This is a genomic window from Fusibacter sp. (assembly GCF_057447755.1).
The window spans coordinates 1-17,454 of sequence record NZ_JBVBZF010000040.1 but is presented as its reverse complement, the minus strand read 5'-3'; the positions used below and the strand labels follow the sequence as shown (position 1 = coordinate 17,454).

Sequence of the window (17,454 nt, the reverse complement as noted above, 5' to 3'; positions counted from 1 at the left end):
GGCCTCATTGAAGACATCGGTGGTCCAAAGACACCTGGAGTTGGATTTGGTATGGGCATGGAACGTTTGCTACTCACAATGGAACAGACTAACGTCGAGATTGAGAAACCGAATTATGTGGACTTATTTATCATAAACCTAGGTGACAAAGCCAAAGGCCCTGCTTTAATGCTTGCACAAGCATTGAGAAATAAAGGGGTTAAGGTTGAGCTCGATCACCTAGACCGTTCGATGAAGGCTCAGTTCAAATATGCAAATAAAATTGAAGTGCCATTTGTAATTGTGCTTGGTGAAGACGAAGTCGACAAGAAGACCTTTGCCCTCAAGGATATGAGGGAGGGGACACAGGTAGAATATAAAATGGATGAAATAGAAAAAATAGCAGCACAAATTAGGGCTGTATAATAAATCATTGGAGGAAGACATGGGTGAAGCATTAAACGGATTAAAACGGACGCATTATAGTGGTGAACTGCGTGAAGCCAATATTGGTGAAACTGTGACATTAATGGGTTGGGTACAAAAGAGAAGAAACCTTGGCGGATTGATTTTCGTAGATTTAAGAGATAGAGAAGGCATCTGTCAGATTATTTTTGATGCGGATGTTTCAGCGGAGGCGTTTGAAAAAGCATCTGCTATAAGAAACGAGTACGTTTTAGCGGTTACTGGTAAGGTTGAAAAAAGACAATCGGTAAATGATCAATTACCTACGGGCCAGATTGAAGTATTTGCTTCTAGCCTTAAAATTTTATGTGAATCTGAAGTACCGCCTATTCATGTGGATGATAATGATGATGCAGGTGAACGATTAAGACTTAAATACCGTTATTTAGACCTTAGAAAGCCTAAAATGCAAAAGAGTTTCATCACAAGACATAAGGTGACAACCGTTGCAAGACGATTCTTTGATGAGAATGGTTTTATAGACGTTGAAACACCAATGCTCACTAAACCAACACCAGAAGGGGCGAGAGACTATTTAGTGCCAAGCCGTGTAAATCCAAATAAGTTTTATGCATTGCCACAATCACCACAGCTCTTCAAACAGTTGTTGATGGTTTCTGGATTTGACAGATATTATCAAATCACAAAATGCTTTAGAGATGAAGACCTTAGAGCAGATCGTCAACCTGAGTTCACTCAAATCGATATTGAAATGTCATTTGTGGATGAAGACGATGTAATGGGCATGAACGAAAGACTGCTTAAAAGCATCTTTAAAGAAGTTGCAGACGTGGACATCCAATTGCCATTAAAGCGTTTAACTTACAAAGAAGCTATGGAGCGCTTTGGTTCTGATAAACCGGATTTGAGATTTGGTTTTGAACTGCAGTCTATTAATGAGATTGTTAAGGATGCTGACTTTAAAGTATTTAAAGATACGATCGCTTCTGGTGGTGATGTACGAGGCATCAATTTCAAAGGCCAAGCTGACCATATTTCAAGAAAGGAAATTGGTAAGCTTGAAGATTTCGTGAAAACCTATGGTGCAAAGGGTCTTGCCTGGATCAAGCTTGCTGGTGGTGAAGTTCAGTCGCCTATCGCAAAATTCTTAACGCCTGAAATGCTCACTGAAATCATCGAAAAAATGAGTGGCGAACAGGGTGACTTAATTGTTTTTGTTGCTGACAAGCCAAATGTAGTATTCGATGCCCTTGGTGCTCTCAGATGTGAGGTTGCTAAGAAATTAGACGTGATAGATCGTTCAAAATTTGAATTCCTATGGGTAACAGATTTCCCACTATTTGAATACGATGAAGAAGATGATCGTTATGTTGCGAAACACCATCCATTTACATCGCCTAAAGATGAGGATGTTGACAAACTTGAATCTGATCCAGCAAACTGTAGAGCTAAGGCTTATGATATTGTTTTAAACGGTTATGAAATCGGCGGAGGTTCAATTAGAATTCATGATTCAAAGGTTCAAGAAAAAATGTTCAAGGCACTTGGTTTCTCTGAAGAAGAAGCCAATGAGAAATTTGGATTCTTTATTGATGCCTTTAAATATGGTGCACCACCACATGGTGGTTTAGCTTATGGCCTTGATCGAATTGTCATGCTGATCGTAGGGACAGAAAACATTCGTGACGTCATTGCTTTCCCTAAGACACAAGATGCTAAGTGCTTGCTTACAAATGCACCTGGCACTGCTGAGGACAAGCAATTAAATGAATTGTTCCTTAAGGTAACGCCATTTGAAAAATCTAAAACTGAAGAGAAAACAGAAGCATAAACAGATAAAGCGTTAATGAGAGGTCTTCTCATTGACGCTTTCTTTTAGATAGCCTATAATTAAAGTATAGAGATTAATTTATTTTAAATCATATAGATTTACAGAGAAAGGGTATGGTGTTATGAATCGTACAGGCATAATTGTCAAAGACATGGGAAAATACTCTAAGGTCAAGTTGATGAGACATACTGCATGTGGCAACTGCGGTGCATGTCAATTGGGAGATGATCAAAAGGATATTCACCTGATTGCTATGAATGATGTTCATGGTGAGGAAGGCGATTTGGTAGAAGTGACTATGGGTACAGACAGTGTACTGAGTGCAGCTTTTATCATGTATATTATTCCGCTTGCAGCCTTGTTAATCGGTGTATTTCTAGGCCAGCCAATCTTTAAGGCAATCGGATTTTCAAATTTGGAGATTCCATCTGCAATACTTGGCCTAGTGCTCATGGTGGGAACTTTTTTAGTCATCAAAATGAATGATCAAAAATTTTTGCAAAGCCAAAAATATACAGCACACATTGAGGTTATTTTACAAAAGAGCCACAAGGAAATGCAACCTCTCTAATAAATGGGGGATCATATGAATTTGGAACAAATGCTTTTTAGTGCAAGTAAAAATATTTTAGATACCATTGAAGAAGGCATACACATTGTCGATTTCAATGGTATTTCAATTGTCTATAATAAAGCCATGGAAGAAATTGAAGGCCTTGAAGAAAATCAAGTCATTGGACGTCATTTGTTGGACATTTTTCCAGACTGGACCAAAGAGAACTCAACGCTCTTAACAGTTCTTAATACTGGAATGCCAATATTTAATCGAGAACAATCCTACTTAAATTTTAAGGGGAAAAGGATTATGACCATCAACACCACATATCCTATTTTTGATGGTGAAAATCTAATGGGAGCTGTGGAGATCGCAAAGAACTTGACGGCTGTTACCGATATGACGGAGCAAATCATTGAACTTCAACAAAAACTCATAAAACCCATTAAAAAAGAGGGGGGCATCAGACAATATCACTTTGACGAACTCATTGGTAAGAATGCTAAATACCAAGAGGCTATTAAGATTGCCAAGAGAGCATCCAACTCAAATTCAAGCGTCCTTATTTATGGTGATACCGGTACTGGAAAGGAACTTTTCGCTCAGAGTATCCATTATGCCAGCAAACGTCAAAATTTGCCTTTTATCGCGCAAAACTGTGCTGCAATTCCGGATTCTCTACTGGAAAGTTTGCTTTTTGGAACGGCAAAAGGCTCATTTACAGGGGCTCAGGACCGACCTGGCCTCTTTGAACAGGCAGATGGTGGTACTTTATTTCTAGATGAGATAAACAGCATGAGCATGTCCCTTCAAGCCAAGCTTTTACGTGTTCTCCAGGAGAACTATGTAAGACGGGTGGGTGGCAATAAGGATATTCCAGTGGATGTTAGAATCATTGCAGCCACCAATGAAGCCCCAGAAAAACTCATCGAAAATGGTCATATGCGTAAGGACTTGTATTATAGGATCAATGTTATTAACCTGAGAATTCCAAGTCTCAACGAACGAAAAGATGATATTCCCCTATTGGTGGATTACTTTATAAGAGAATACAATGAAAAGCTGGGCAAGAACATTTGGATGGTCTCAGAAGAAATTCAAAATGCTTTTAAGGTCTACAACTGGGCTGGTAATATAAGAGAGCTTAAGAATTTTATTGAATCTGCCATGAACCTTGTGACAGATGAGCATGTGATTACCAAGGAACACATGCCTACGCATGTTTCAGAAGTGCTCTTGTTAAAAAGCCGTTACATCAATGAAGAGATGACGGAAATTAAGGATCTCAATAAGCATTTGGCGCAAATTGAGAAAGAAATCCTTCAAAAGACCTTAAAGTTTTACTATTTTAACGTTTCTAAAGCGGCAAAGCACTTAAAAATTTCAAGGCAAAATCTTCAATATAAAATCAAAATATATGATATAGAAATGGAATGAGTCTGATTGGCTCATTTTTTTTATATTTTACGCAACTTTGATTTTAACTTAACAAAATCATAAAGTGAATGTGGTATTTTAAAGGCGAAAGTGAGGGATTGTTCATGAGTTTGCCATGTTTTGATATTACAGATTATGAGGTAGAAAAAGATTTAGAAAGCATATTTCTTGAAATTCTAGAAAATGAAAGTATTACAAGCCTTTATCAACCCATTTTTAGCCTTAAGAATGGCGAGGTCTTGGGCTACGAAGCACTCTCCAGAGGGCCTGTGGATACACCGCTTTATTCCCCCCTTAAACTCATTGAAATGGCACATGAAATGGGCAAAGTGTGGGAACTAGAGATGCTTTTTAGACAAAAGGCACTTGAAAATGCCAGGATGCTTAAAAGTGACCAGTTACTTTTTATAAATGTAGATCCTGATATCATGAAGTCCAATGAGTTTAAATCAGGACTGACCAAAGAATACTTAGACCAAAACGGTCTATCAGAAAATTCTATTGTTTTTGAAATCACTGAACGAACTTCTATAAATGATTATGAAGCCTTCCAGCAGGTCTTGGAGAACTACAGGCGACAAGGCTACCAAATTGCCATAGATGACGTCGGGGCTGGCTACTCCGGCCTTAAAACCATTAACGAAGTGAGACCCCATTTCATTAAGATTGATATGGATTTAATTCGAAATATTGACAAGGATGCTTTTAAGCAATCCTTGATCAAAGCCTTTGTGGATACCTCTATTACAACCAACATTAAAGTGATTGCCGAGGGCATAGAGACCAAAGAGGAGCTCAAAACATTGATACTCTTAGGCGTTCATGCAGCACAAGGCTTTTACTTGAAACAGCCAGACAAAGTATTGTCGGGGGCAGAAACGCAATTGGTTAAGAGAATCAAAGATTATAATCAGATTGCTAACAATATGAATGCTTATTCCTCAGAGTATCATTATATTTCAACACTTGTCAGTGAAACAGAGCAACCTACTTATGAATCAATGACCCACTGCGTCACGATTAAAAGTTATATGGAGAAGTCAAGAAAACAAAGTGTTTGTATTTGTGATAATGGCATACCCAAGGGCATTGTCATGAAACACGACTTAGATGCTGCAATGTCCGGGAAATATGGTTATGCCGTCTTTTCAAATAGGCCTATTTCAAAAATAATGTACGTCCAAGCCTTAGTAGTGGATTATTATACGCCGATAAATGTAGTCGCTAAAAAAGCCATGGAAAGGCCAGACGACCGGTTGTTTGATGATGTGATTGTCATTAAGGGCAACCAATACTATGGGCTTGTCACCATGAAGAAGATTATGGAATATGCCCTAATGTATGAAAAAAACAATGCCAAGGAACATAATCCCCTTTCTGGCTTGCCTGGGAATCCTATTATCAACAGGGTGCTTTCAGACTTGGTTTCCTATAAGAGCAATTCCCTGATCCTATATGTAGATATCAATGAATTTAAGGTCTACAACGATGTATACGGCTTTGAAAAAGGGGATGTTATGATTCGATATCTTGCAGATACCTTAACAGACCTCGTAAAGTCGAGATTTCCTTATTCTAGTTTCGTAGGACATGTTGGTGGCGATGATTTCGTACTTGTGGTCAATGGTGAAATGGACACCTATGTTGACCTTTGCAAGATGATTATTTCCAGATTTGAGGTTGACAAAGTCTTGTTTTTCAAGGAAGAGCATTTGAGACTCGGCAAAATCCATTCTGAAGATCGTTTTGGGGTCTATAGAGAGCTGCCCTTAACCTCATTATCTGTATCGGGAATTTTTGGAGATCTATCGGTTTATTCAACTTCTGAAAAACTCAGTGAACAACTGGCGAAAATCAAGAAAACGGTCAAGAAAAAGGGCGCTTCAAATTATATGATATTACCCTGTTAGGGATCTTGATAAAAAGATCAAGTAGAATTATAGGCCTAAAAGAATAAAGGCCTAAAAGAATAAAGGCCTAAAAAAATAAAGGCCTAAAAAAGAAATACAGGTCTAAAAATAATAAAGAACTGACACGTCAAGCCTTCAACTAAGTTTTGGAGGCTTCATGGGTCAGTTCTTTTGATGTCTAAAGTCAAGACCTTACACCTTCACACGATTGAACCCAATCACTGAGAAAATGATGACCACAAGGCTTATCAAGTGATAGTAGTGAACAGTCTCGTTTAAAATGATAACTGCGAGTATGGTGGAAATTATAGGCACAAGGTTGATAAAGAGGGCTGTTTTTGAAGCCCCAATTTGTCCGATGGCAAACTGCTGAATCAAATATCCAATTACAGTCGGAAATATTGCCATGTATAGAACCGCAAGATAGGGATTTATGCCTACGGATAGGGCGTTTGTTCTTACAAAGGAAACAAGAGCAAAGGGTGTGATCAATAGGGTACTTGAAAGGAAGGTATAGGCGGAAAGTTTTAAAGCGCCAAAATCTCCAATATTCCTTCTGACGATGATTGAATACACTGCCCAAGAGAAGGTACCACAGAGCATTAGTAGGTCACCTCGATTAAGTGTCATGGTCAACAAGTTTTCTATATTGCCACTAATAATAATATAAACCACACTGAGTAAAGCCGTAATGATGAATAGAACTTTTTTAGGTGTCAGTTTCTCACTTGCAAAAAAGCTTGCAAGGAAAGCTGTAATTAAAGGATTAGTGGCATTGATCATAGAGGCCTTTGAAGCTGTAGTATATTTTAAAGCACTGAAAAAAAACATGTGATAGCCAATCATCCCTATAAGACCAGTGGCCATAACCACTTTTAATTGATTCTTAGTCAGCTTCCAATTTTGTGGCTCTTTTTTTATTAGGATTGGGAATAGAATAAGACTGGCAATGCCCATCCTGAAGAAAGTCAAGAGCGTGGGGCTGAGTGCGTTTATACCGAGCTTGCCTGCAATAAAGGCGCCAGCCCAGAAGAAAGTGGCTAATGTCATCAATAAATAAACGGATCTTGTTTTCATGGTGCCTCCTTAGCTGCATATAGAGTTGGATTATTTTCTTTCGATAAGGGCAAATAATTTTGTGACGGACAGTATAGGCAAGAGCAGGATCATAAAAATGCTCAGGGCAATAAAGACAGATGTGAAGCCCAAATGATCTGCAATGGCACCTGACAAGGGGGCAACCCCAATAACAATCAGCGATTTTAGCTGGCTTTCTATAGAAAGTACAGTTGCGCGTTGATCTTTTTCTAGATGGTCACCTATGAGATCCACAAATACTGGTCTTCTGGAGTCTATCAAGATATTAGATAAGATGAAGAGCAAGACGACTAAGATTCTGAGTTCAAAATAGGTCGCGAGTGCAATGCCGATATAGAGGAGGATCATAATTCTAAAAAAGTTATCCAGCAAGTGCTCTTTTGAGAATCGATTGAGCAGTTTGTAGACGTTTCTTGACCCCATGGCACTAAACACACCAATTATGGCGTATGTGACGCCTAAATATATGACCAATTTAGTATCTGTGGCATTAAAGGTTGAAATAATCAAAATCTGCAGTATGGGTTGAATATAATCGCCAACACTTTTAAAGATTGCATCTAGTGAAGCTGAGTTTAATGTTAAAACAACGAGTTTACTCGATCTAAAGAAACGACCCAGCTGTCTTTTGTTTTCATTTATAAAGTCAGACAGTTTGAAAGTTGACTTATGCGCCTCATTTAAAGTCTGTGGATATGACGCGATTAATATAAAATCTAAAATATAGGGTAAGATTGAAATTGCAAATAGAAGTTTTAAATTATTCGTGTATAAATAGAAGCCTATTGAAATAATAGAAGATAATGCACTCCCCATTAATGAAAAAGATCGTGTTCGGCCATAGACAAATGTCTTGTACTCAAACCAGCTCTTTTGCTCCAAATAACTGAAAATCATGGCTTTATGCGTGCCTGATCTAAAGGCCTCTCCCAGTGCAAAGAAAAGCATTGCAAGTGTGATGACATAGATGTTGCCACTGATAAAAAACAATAGAAAAGAGATCATATAAAAGATGAAGCAGGTCATTAGCTCTCTTTTTTTACCATAAGTATCTGCAATAATGCCCGATGGAATCTCAAAAATATAGATAATGGCTTCCCTAAAAGCATATAATGCCCCTATTTGAAGATAGGTCAAGCCAACAGATGTCAGATAGATGATTAAATAGGGCTCAAAAAATTTCAAGTTTTTGAAAAAGCCGTAATAACAGAATTTTTTAATTTGTATGTCTTTAATAATAGTGTTCATAGGTTTACCTCACTCTTATTGAGAGTATAATCTATTTTGCACATACTTTAAAGAAAAAATGCGGAAATCTAGAGAATAGCAAAATATTTTGCAGTACATTTATAGAAAATGCAAAATATTTTGCTGTTTATTTGGAAGATGGGCCTCATAAGTGGATATAATGCAAAATAATTTGCATATTTTACATAAAAAATACCAAAAAATACGGGACAATTTTGCGGAATTGTCTGACTATACAATGTACGAATAATAAAACATACAGTGATTTCAACGTTTATAAGGGTTGTTCAAAAAACTTTATACATTTGGCATGATACTTGCGTTTATATATTGGCGTAATGTTAAATATTATACGGAGGTGTTTTCTGATGAGAAATGAGAATGTAAGAGTAGCAATTTGGGGCTTCGGTGCAATGGGAAGCGGAATGGCAAAAATGTTAGCAACTAAAACTGGTGTTGAAATTGTTGGTGTTTGTGATAGACATGAAACAAGAGTAGGCAAAGACATCTACGAGTTAATTGGCGTAGAGAGAGGCAATAGACCATCTGTTATTGTTAACCCTAATATAGAAGAAGTATTAACTGAGAAATGTGCTGATATCTGTCTTTGTGCGACAGACTCTTTCACTGCAAAAGCCTTCCCAAGATTAAAATTCGTTCTTGAGAAAAAAATCAATGTAATCTCTACTGCAGAAGAAATGGCATATCCTCAATCACAAAATCCAGAGCTTGCAGCTGAACTTGACAGAATCGCTAAGGAAAATGGCGTTTCAATCTTAGGTACTGGTATCAACCCAGGTCTTATCATGGACTTATTAGTAGTCATCTTAACAGGTTGTATGACTGATGTAACACATATTGAAGCAAAACGCGTTAACAGCTTATCACCATTTGGTCCTGCTGTAATGGAAGAGCAAGGCGTTGGCATCACAGTTGATGAATTTAACGCTGGCGTAGCGGATGGTTCACTTGCAGGTCACGTAGGTTTTGCTGAATCAATCAGAATGATCGGCGATGCTATCGGCTGGGAAGTTGAAAAATACGAAACTCAAATGAAACCAATCGTAACATCTGTAGATCGTAAATCACCATACGGCTTTGCAGCTGCAGGAAACGTTGCTGGTGTTAACATGACTGGACAAGGTTATGTAAATGGCGAAGTTAAAATTGACATGATTCACCCTCAACAAATTGAGCCTGAAATGGAAGGCACTTTTACCGGTGACTATGTAACATTAAAAGGAACACCTGAAGTTAACATGAGCATTAAGCCAGAGGTTGAAGGTGGTCTTGGTACAATCGCGATGTGCGTTAACATGATTCCTCAAGTAATCAACGCTGATCCAGGTTTAAAGACTATGCTTGATTTACCAGTACCAAGAGCAATCATGGGCGATATGAGAAAAATGATTAAGTAATCTAGGAAATTTAATTTTTTAAATGCAACATGTAAGTGGTTACTTACATGTTGCTTAAATAGAAAGGTGGTGCCCAAGTGCAAGTTAAAAAAGGCGATTGGGTCAAAGTGCATAGAATCATTCTAACAAGTGAACAAAGAGCACCTCAAGTGCCAGATGATACTAAAAAAGTACCACTTGAGATGTGGGTAAAGGGATTTGCACAATCAGATTCAGCTTTAGGTGAAGAAGTGACTGTTAAGACAATCACTGGTAGATTAGAGACTGGAAAAATTGTTGAAATCAACCCGACCTATTCACATTCATTCGGTAATTTTATACCGGAGTTATTACAAATTGGGATCGATTTAAAAGACATCCTTTTCGGAGGTGACGCAGATGAAAGATAATAGCTATCAAGCAGTGATGAGTCGAAAAAATGAAATCATGAAAAAAGCTATTGGTATTGACTATGCGACTTTTGAAAATGATGGTATTGGCTTTGACTATGAAAAAATGATGCATGAAACAGGTTATACACTTGAAGAAATGCAAAAAATTCAAGGGGAAACCGGTGTTGGCAATACGCCAATATTTGAACTTAAAAATTTAACAGCCCTTGCTAGAAAATGTTCGGAAAAAGGTAAAGGTGCTCGTATATTCATAAAAGACGAAGGTGGAAACCCATCTGGTAGTTTTAAGGCAAGAAGAGCTGCAAATGCAGTTTATCATGCGAAAAAATTAGGATACAAAGGTGTTATTGCAGCAACGAGCGGAAACTATGGTGCAGCAGTTGCATCACAAGCGGCAATGCATGGTCTTAAGTGTATCATCGTTCAAGAAACATTCGATTCAAATGGCGTTGGCCAGCCTGAGATCGTAGAAAAAGCGCGTAAATGTGAGGCATACGGTGCTGAAGTTGTACAACTTACAGTTGGACCTGAACTCTTTTATCAGTTCTTATTACTGCTTGAAGAAACAGGCTACTTCAATGCATCGCTCTATACACCGTTTGGCATTGCAGGTGTTGAAACGTTAGGGTATGAGCTTTCTATGCAAATGAGAGAAAGAGTAGGTAAGGATCCAGATGTGGTTGTATGTACAAACGCAGGTGGTGGTAACCTAACTGGTACAGCGAGAGGTTTAATCAAGGCTGGTGCTACAGATACTGTTGTTGTGGGCGCATCTGTGGATTTATCAGGGCTTCATATGGCAAGTGATGGACAGTTTAATAAGAAGTCATTTACCACTGGTCATACTGGTTTTGGTTTGCCGTTTGCAACTTATCCTGACCGTTCTGATGTTCCAAGATCTGCAGCTAGACCAATGAGATACATGGATCGCTATGTCACTGTAACACAAGGGGAAGTGTTCTACATGACTGAGGCGCTTGCTCAAATTGAAGGTCTTGAGAGAGGCCCTGCTGGCAATACTTCACTTGCAGCAGCCTTTAGTATTGCACGTGAACTCGATGAAGATCAAATCATCATCGTTCAGGAAACAGAATACACTGGTGCTGGTAAGCATATTCAACCCCAACTTTCTTTTGCAAGAGATAATGGGATTGAAATTAAATTTGGTAACCCAATGGATCAAATTCCTGGTGTTAACATTATTTTGCCAGAACACCCTAGTATGATTAAGGCAATTGACCTTGACATGGAGAAAATTCGTAAATCTGTTGTTAAAAATGCAATTCAAAACAATAATGTGACTTCAGTTTCAAAAGAGGATATTGCATTCTTAATAGATGAAACAAAAATGGACGAAGCATTTGTTTTAAATACATTAAAGGAACTTGATGTAAAATTTTAATCTCATGCGGAGATAAAAAATAAGGAGGATCATTCAATGAAAGGTTTTTTAAAGAGAGAAGACGACTTTCAATCAAGAAGAGCGCACCTTGCGGATCTTACAGATGAGCAGCTTAAAGAGCGTTTCTGGGGATTGATTGAAGAAATCGTAGACCCGTTACTTGACTTAGCGAAAACACACACATCACCAGCGGTAGAGAGATCGGTACTACTTAGAATGGGATTTTCAAGTCTTGAAGCTCAACCATTAGTAGATGGCGCGATTGACAGAGGCTTAATGGGTCATGGCGTTGGACATGTGGTTTATAAAATTGCGAAAGAAAAAAATCTTGATATCAGAACAGCTGGTCTTGAATTAATCGAAGGCAAGCACTGGGATGATGCTGTGACTATGTTCAAAGGAGGGGCTAAATAATGCAAAAGTTGGATATCAATAAAAAAATAGACGTCAAAGAAATTTTAAAAGACCTTGAGCATTATGTACCTAAAAGAAGAGGCTGGACTTGGAGAGAAAAAAGCGACAAGCAAGTTTATGGTCCTTTCACTTACTCAGATATGTCTACACCTCTTAAGAACTATATTGCAGGTCCAGCATCTCAATATTTTAACAACATAGATCCACAACCAAACAACACAATTACAACTGAAATCGCTTCTGGCCGTTTCGAAGATGATATTAGACGTATGAGAATGGCAGCTTGGCATGGTGCTGACCATATTATGGTTATCAGAACTGCTGGTCAATCTCACTTTGATGGTCTTATTGAAGGTACACCGCAAGGTATCGGCGGTATCCCAATTTCTAGAAAGCAAGTTAGAGCGCACAGAAAAGCACTTGACTTGATTGAAGAAGAAGTTGGAAGACCAATCAATTACCATTCATATGTATCGGGCGTTGCTGGTCCAGATGTTGCGGTTATGCTTGCAGAAGAAGGCGTAAACGGCGCTCACCAAGATCCACAATACAACGTGCTTTACAGAAACATCAATATGGTTAGATCATTCGTTGATGCTGCTGAGTCTAAAAAAGTTATGACTTGGGCAGATATGGTTCAAATCGACGGTGCTCATAATGCAAATGCAACTGCTAGAGATGCTTGGAAAGTTATGCCAGAATTAATGGTACAACACGGTATCAATGCACTTTACTCACATAAAGTAGGGATGCCAAAGGCAAACATTTCATTGTCAACTGTACCGCCAACATCAGCTCCAGCACCATGTTTAACACTTGACTTACCTTATGCTGTTGCACTTAGAGAGCTTTTCACTGAGTACAAGATGAGAGCTCAAATGAACACTAAATATATCACTTCTTCTTCAAGAGAAGCGACTGTGACACATGTTATGAACATGATGATCTCTAGAATGACTTCTGCAGACATTCAATCTACAATCACACCAGATGAAGGTAGAAACGTGCCATGGCATATGTACAACATCGAAGCATGTGAGACTGCTAAGCAAACACTTGCAGGTCTTGACGGCTTAATGAACATGGTAGAGCTTAAATCTGATGGCTACCTCAGAGAAAAATCAAGAGAGCTTAAAGAAAGAGCTGTTCTTTACATCGAAGAAATTCTTGAAAATGGCGGTTACTTCAACGCAGTTGAAAAAGGCTTCTTCGTAGATTCAGGTATGTACCCAGAGCGAAATGGCGATGGTATCGGCCGTAAAATTGATGGCGGCGTAGGCGCTGGCTCAGTTTATGAAAGAGAAGCAGACTACTTTGCACCTGTTACAGCACACTTTGGTAACAATAACGTTGCTCAATACGATGCATCAGCAGAAAAAGACCCTGCAAAATTAATCGATGGCTGTACCTTTGAAAAACCAGAAAAAATTATTTTCATCGACGAGCTTGATGATACAGATAACGTTTACAAGCGTATGGAAGAGACTGAAAAATACAGAGGAGAGCATGGTGAATCACCATTCGTTAAGCCTGAAGTACAATGGCTTGGTGATGGCGTTGTTACAGTAGACCTTATTATTCCATTGGCACCAAGACCTTCTCAGTATGCAGCACTTGAATTCGCTAAGAAAATGAATCTTAAGGATGCTGAAGTTATCCATGTTGAAGCACTTCATCCATCTGAAGGTACAAGAATTCAGGTTAAAGGCGTTCTTGATGTTGATCTTGATATGAGAACAGTTGTAATCCCACCAGAGCCAGAAGTTATGAGCGATGATGAGATTAGAGCATTAATCGATGCACATCCTGTTAAAATCGTAGCGGGAACAGTTGGACAAGATGAGCATTCAGTTGGTCTTAGAGAAGTAATCGACATCAAACATGGCGGTATTGAAAAATACGGCATGGAAGTTGAATACCTTGGAACAAGTGTACCAGTTGAAAAATTAGTGGACGCTGCAATCGAGCTTAACGCTAATGTTATCTTAGCATCTACAATCATCTCTCATGATGATGTTCACTACAAAAACATGAAGCGTATTCATGAGTATGCAGTTGAAAAAGGTGTGAGAGATAAATTTATCATCTGTGCTGGTGGTACTCAGGTAACACCTGAAATCGCTAGAGAGAATGGTATGGATGAAGGTTTCGGACGTTATGACAGAGGTGTTAACGTTGCAACATTCATCGTTAAGAGAGCAAAAGAATTAAGAGGCGAATAATCGCAAGTTTATGAAAGAGGGCTGTTTGTCAACCGCCCTCTTTCTTTCTAAATAAACCATTATTGTTAATCACATGATAATCTCAAGACTGAAATGGTGGTGAAAAAATGAGAATTGACTTATTAGTAGCGGAAATCGGCAGTACGACTACTGTGATCAACGCTTTCAATGGCATTGATACGCCAAACCCTGTTTTTATTGGACAAGGGCAAGCACCAACTTCTGTCCTTGAAGGGGATGTCACTATAGGCCTTCATAGTGCAGTGGATGATTTAGCAGCTTCCTTAAAAGCGGACAAGATAGAATATGATAAACTTCTTGCAACCAGTAGTGCCGCTGGTGGCCTTAAAATGACGGTTCACGGCCTAGTTTATGATATGACAGCCAAAGCAGCAAAAGAAGCTGCACTCGGTGCTGGCGCTAATATTCACATGGTAACAGCAGGTAAACTCAGAAGAACCGACCTACAAAAAATTGTCGATATTAAACCCAACATCGTATTGATTGCTGGCGGGGTAGATTACGGTGAGCGAGATACAGCCATTTACAATGCTGAACTCATTGCCAAGCTAGACATAGACGTCCCAATACTCTATGCGGGCAACATTGAAAATCAAGAAGAAATAAAGTTGATTTTTCAAGAAATGGGCAAAGAGAAACAGCTTTATATTGTTGAAAACGTATATCCTAAAATTGATATGCTAAATGTTGAGCCAACGCGAAAGGTCCTTCAAGATATCTTTGAGGAGCACATCGTTCATGCGCCAGGTATGGAGCATATCAGGGAAATGGTATCGGGCACCATCATCCCTACACCAGGGGCTGTAATGGAGGCCTCAAAACTGCTTAGAGAAGAAATCGGTGATCTCATCACGATTGACGTTGGTGGCGCAACCACTGATATTCACTCTGTGACAGAAGACAGCGATGAAATCTCAAGAATTCTGATTGCACCGGAGCCTATGGCCAAAAGAACGGTTGAAGGCGATCTTGGCGTTTTTGTAAACATGAAAAACATCGTTGAAATGATTGGCATAGAAGTGCTTGCTAAAGATCTTGAAATGACAGTTGATGCAGTAGAAGCACTTGTTGACCAACACATTCCAATTCCAAAGACACCAGAACAGTTTGCCTTTGTAGAGAGATTGACAAAAGAAGCAATTGTCATTTCAGCCAACCGACACGCAGGTGGGTTTAGAACCCTTTTTGCAGGTGGCGGCAAAAAGACCTATGCTGAAGGTAAGGACTTAACCAGTGTTAAATACATTGTGGGTACAGGTGGGGCTTGTACAAGACTTCCGAATCGCGTCAATTTATTAAAAGAAATAACGAAAAATACATTGGGAGATAAATTGTTACCGCAAAAAGAAGCTGAAATACTCATTGATAACGATTATATAATGGCATCTTTGGGGGTCCTGTCGAAAGAACACAAAGATTCAGCGCTTTTGTTAATGAAAAAATCTCTTAAGATTAATGATGAGGTGTAATATGTATCCTAGATTGGTAATAGATCGTCAAAAGATTAAGGAAAATACGGCTTTAATTGCTGAAAAAGCAAGAAAGTGCAATATAGATTTATATGCAGTAACCAAAGTATATTGTGGTATCCCAGAAGTTGCTGAAGCATCACTTTCTGGAGGTGCAATTGCTGTAGCAGATTCAAGACTTGAAAACTTTGAGAGAATGTCTCATTTAGCTTGTGATAAAGTACTACTTCGATTGCCAATGCAGTCAGAAGCAGACCGCGTTGTTGAGCTTTGTGATATCAGCTTAAACTCAGAGGTGGAGACCTTAAAAGCCCTAAACCATGCTGCAGGAAAGCTTTCAAAGCAGCATAGAATCATTTTGATGATCGATTTAGGCGATTTAAGAGAGGGAATCCTAAAAGCGGATGTAGATGAAACTGTGAAGCAAATTTTATCCTTTGAAAACATTGTCCTTGAGGGCATTGGTGTCAACCTAACCTGTTATGGTGGGGTTATACCTGGACCAGACAATCTTGGCGAACTCGTATCCATAGCAGACCATATTGAAAAGACCTATGGTGTAAATCTTAAGGTTGTATCTGGAGGTAATTCAAGTAGCTTGTTCTTGCTTGACAATGGCGAAATGCCAAGCAGAATTAACAACTTGAGAATTGGTGAAGCAATAGTACTGGGTAGAGAAACCGCTTATGGTGATATTATTGAAGGTGCACATGAAGATGCTTTTATTTTAGAAGCAGAAATTATCGAACTCAAAACAAAGGATTCAATTCCTACTGGAAAAATTGGTATGGATGCTTTTGGTAACAAACCAACCTTTGTTGACAAAGGCAAAATGCTACGTGCTATCGCTGCAGTGGGTAGACAAGATATCAATCCAGATGGCCTTTCACCTCTTGATGAGAGAATTGAAATCATTGGTGCTTCTAGCGATCATATGATTATGGATTTGACGGCAACAGGCAATGATTATAAGGTCGGTCAAATCGTGAAGTTTAGATTAGACTATGGTGCAATGCTAAAGGCTTGCACATCGGAATATATCAAAAAGACAATTCTCTAGTGATATGACCAGCTGAAAAAATAATTTCAGGTCGCTTTATAGCATTTACAACAAAATAACTTTATTAAATTTAGAAGTCTGTACACCCTTAAAAATACTGGAGGTACAGACTTTTTTTATTTTGCTCGCCAAATGTTAAAATTGGTGGAGAATAGGGTATATAATTTTTAGATTAAGTAGGAGGATATACGTATGCCTTTTTCAAACTGGATTTGGACAAATGGACATAATCGAAGTGAAAATGAAGCCTTAACTGCGGAAGGTTTACTTCGTTTCTGTGGACAAATGGATATTCCCATAGCAGTATTTGCAGCGACGGGATATCTATTGGCGATAAATCAAGACTTTCAATTGGTCTTTAAGGAAGAAAGCAGATGGCAGGACTTCTTTAGAAAAGAAATTTTTATGATGAGGACTCTAAATAAAAACTGGGTCACCTTTGATTATACATTGAAAGAGGAAACCTCCGAAAAGCAACTAGAGGTTTTAGTTACAATGCAGCCAGCGGGTGACCAACACGTTTACATTTTCAAAGTTGAGGATGTTACAGAAGACAAAATCACTGAAAATC

Annotated in this window: 15 protein-coding genes; 13 read left to right on the top strand and 2 right to left on the bottom strand. The window is 38.7% G+C overall.

All coding sequences use genetic code 11. The annotated features are described in order from the left end of the window. From AC220I_RS08120 to AC220I_RS08100, 5 genes are all read left to right on the top strand, one after another. Window positions 1–405, top strand: a 405-nt coding sequence (locus AC220I_RS08120; RefSeq protein ID WP_486723315.1) for a His/Gly/Thr/Pro-type tRNA ligase C-terminal domain-containing protein, incomplete at its 5' end; no start/stop codon positions are given. A 19-nt stretch (window positions 406–424) separates the two neighbouring features. Beyond that, window positions 425–2,236 (top strand): aspartate--tRNA ligase, encoded by a 1,812-nt coding sequence (aspS, locus tag AC220I_RS08115; protein WP_486723314.1) that lies wholly within the window; start codon window positions 425–427, stop codon window positions 2,234–2,236. Between the two features lie 121 nt (window positions 2,237–2,357). Beyond that, complete coding sequence (locus AC220I_RS08110) at window positions 2,358–2,807, top strand: SoxR reducing system RseC family protein (RefSeq protein WP_486723313.1); 450 nt, start codon at window positions 2,358–2,360, stop codon at window positions 2,805–2,807. Between the two features lie 15 nt (window positions 2,808–2,822). Next, complete coding sequence (locus AC220I_RS08105; RefSeq protein WP_486723312.1) at window positions 2,823–4,229, top strand: sigma-54 interaction domain-containing protein; 1,407 nt, start codon at window positions 2,823–2,825, stop codon at window positions 4,227–4,229. Between the two features lie 104 nt (window positions 4,230–4,333). Next, window positions 4,334–6,139, top strand: a complete 1,806-nt coding sequence (locus tag AC220I_RS08100) for an EAL domain-containing protein (RefSeq protein WP_486723311.1) — start codon at window positions 4,334–4,336, stop codon at window positions 6,137–6,139. Between the two features lie 192 nt (window positions 6,140–6,331). On the opposite strand, the gene AC220I_RS08095 is transcribed toward AC220I_RS08100, so the two are convergent. Together AC220I_RS08095 and AC220I_RS08090 are read right to left on the bottom strand one after the other, a co-directional pair. Further along, complete coding sequence (locus AC220I_RS08095; RefSeq protein ID WP_486723310.1) at window positions 6,332–7,216, bottom strand: DMT family transporter; 885 nt, start codon at window positions 7,214–7,216, stop codon at window positions 6,332–6,334. Between the two features lie 30 nt (window positions 7,217–7,246). Continuing rightward, a complete protein-coding gene (locus AC220I_RS08090) occupies window positions 7,247–8,485 on the bottom strand; it encodes an MFS transporter (RefSeq protein WP_486723309.1) in 1,239 nt (412 codons plus the stop codon). A gap of 368 nt (window positions 8,486–8,853) precedes the next feature. Between AC220I_RS08090 and ord the strand changes: the two genes are divergently transcribed. The 8 genes from ord to AC220I_RS08050 form a co-directional block, all read left to right on the top strand. Continuing rightward, on the top strand, window positions 8,854–9,903 hold the full coding sequence (ord, locus tag AC220I_RS08085) for a 2,4-diaminopentanoate dehydrogenase (protein WP_486723308.1): 1,050 nt from the start codon (window positions 8,854–8,856) through the stop codon (window positions 9,901–9,903). 77 nt (window positions 9,904–9,980) lie between these two features. Next, window positions 9,981–10,292 (top strand): 2-amino-4-oxopentanoate thiolase subunit OrtA, encoded by a 312-nt coding sequence (gene ortA / locus AC220I_RS08080; RefSeq protein ID WP_486723307.1) that lies wholly within the window; start codon window positions 9,981–9,983, stop codon window positions 10,290–10,292. After that, window positions 10,282–11,697, top strand: coding sequence for a 2-amino-4-oxopentanoate thiolase subunit OrtB (gene ortB / locus AC220I_RS08075; protein ID WP_486723306.1), 1,416 nt, complete (start codon window positions 10,282–10,284; stop codon window positions 11,695–11,697). Before ortA ends, ortB begins: the two co-directional genes overlap by 11 nt. A gap of 36 nt (window positions 11,698–11,733) precedes the next feature. Further along, window positions 11,734–12,111, top strand: a complete 378-nt coding sequence (locus tag AC220I_RS08070) for an ornithine aminomutase subunit alpha (protein ID WP_486723305.1) — start codon at window positions 11,734–11,736, stop codon at window positions 12,109–12,111. Continuing rightward, complete coding sequence (gene oraE / locus AC220I_RS08065; RefSeq protein ID WP_486723304.1) at window positions 12,111–14,333, top strand: D-ornithine 4,5-aminomutase subunit OraE; 2,223 nt, start codon at window positions 12,111–12,113, stop codon at window positions 14,331–14,333. Before AC220I_RS08070 ends, oraE begins: the two co-directional genes overlap by 1 nt. Before the next feature lie 107 nt (window positions 14,334–14,440). Next, on the top strand, window positions 14,441–15,823 hold the full coding sequence (locus AC220I_RS08060; RefSeq protein WP_486723303.1) for a GlmL-related ornithine degradation protein: 1,383 nt from the start codon (window positions 14,441–14,443) through the stop codon (window positions 15,821–15,823). 1 nt (window position 15,824) lies between these two features. Continuing rightward, window positions 15,825–16,883, top strand: coding sequence for an ornithine racemase Orr (orr, locus tag AC220I_RS08055; RefSeq protein WP_486723302.1), 1,059 nt, complete (start codon window positions 15,825–15,827; stop codon window positions 16,881–16,883). A gap of 192 nt (window positions 16,884–17,075) precedes the next feature. Further along, on the top strand, window positions 17,076–17,454 hold a 379-nt coding region (locus AC220I_RS08050; protein WP_486723301.1), incomplete at its 3' end, for a hypothetical protein.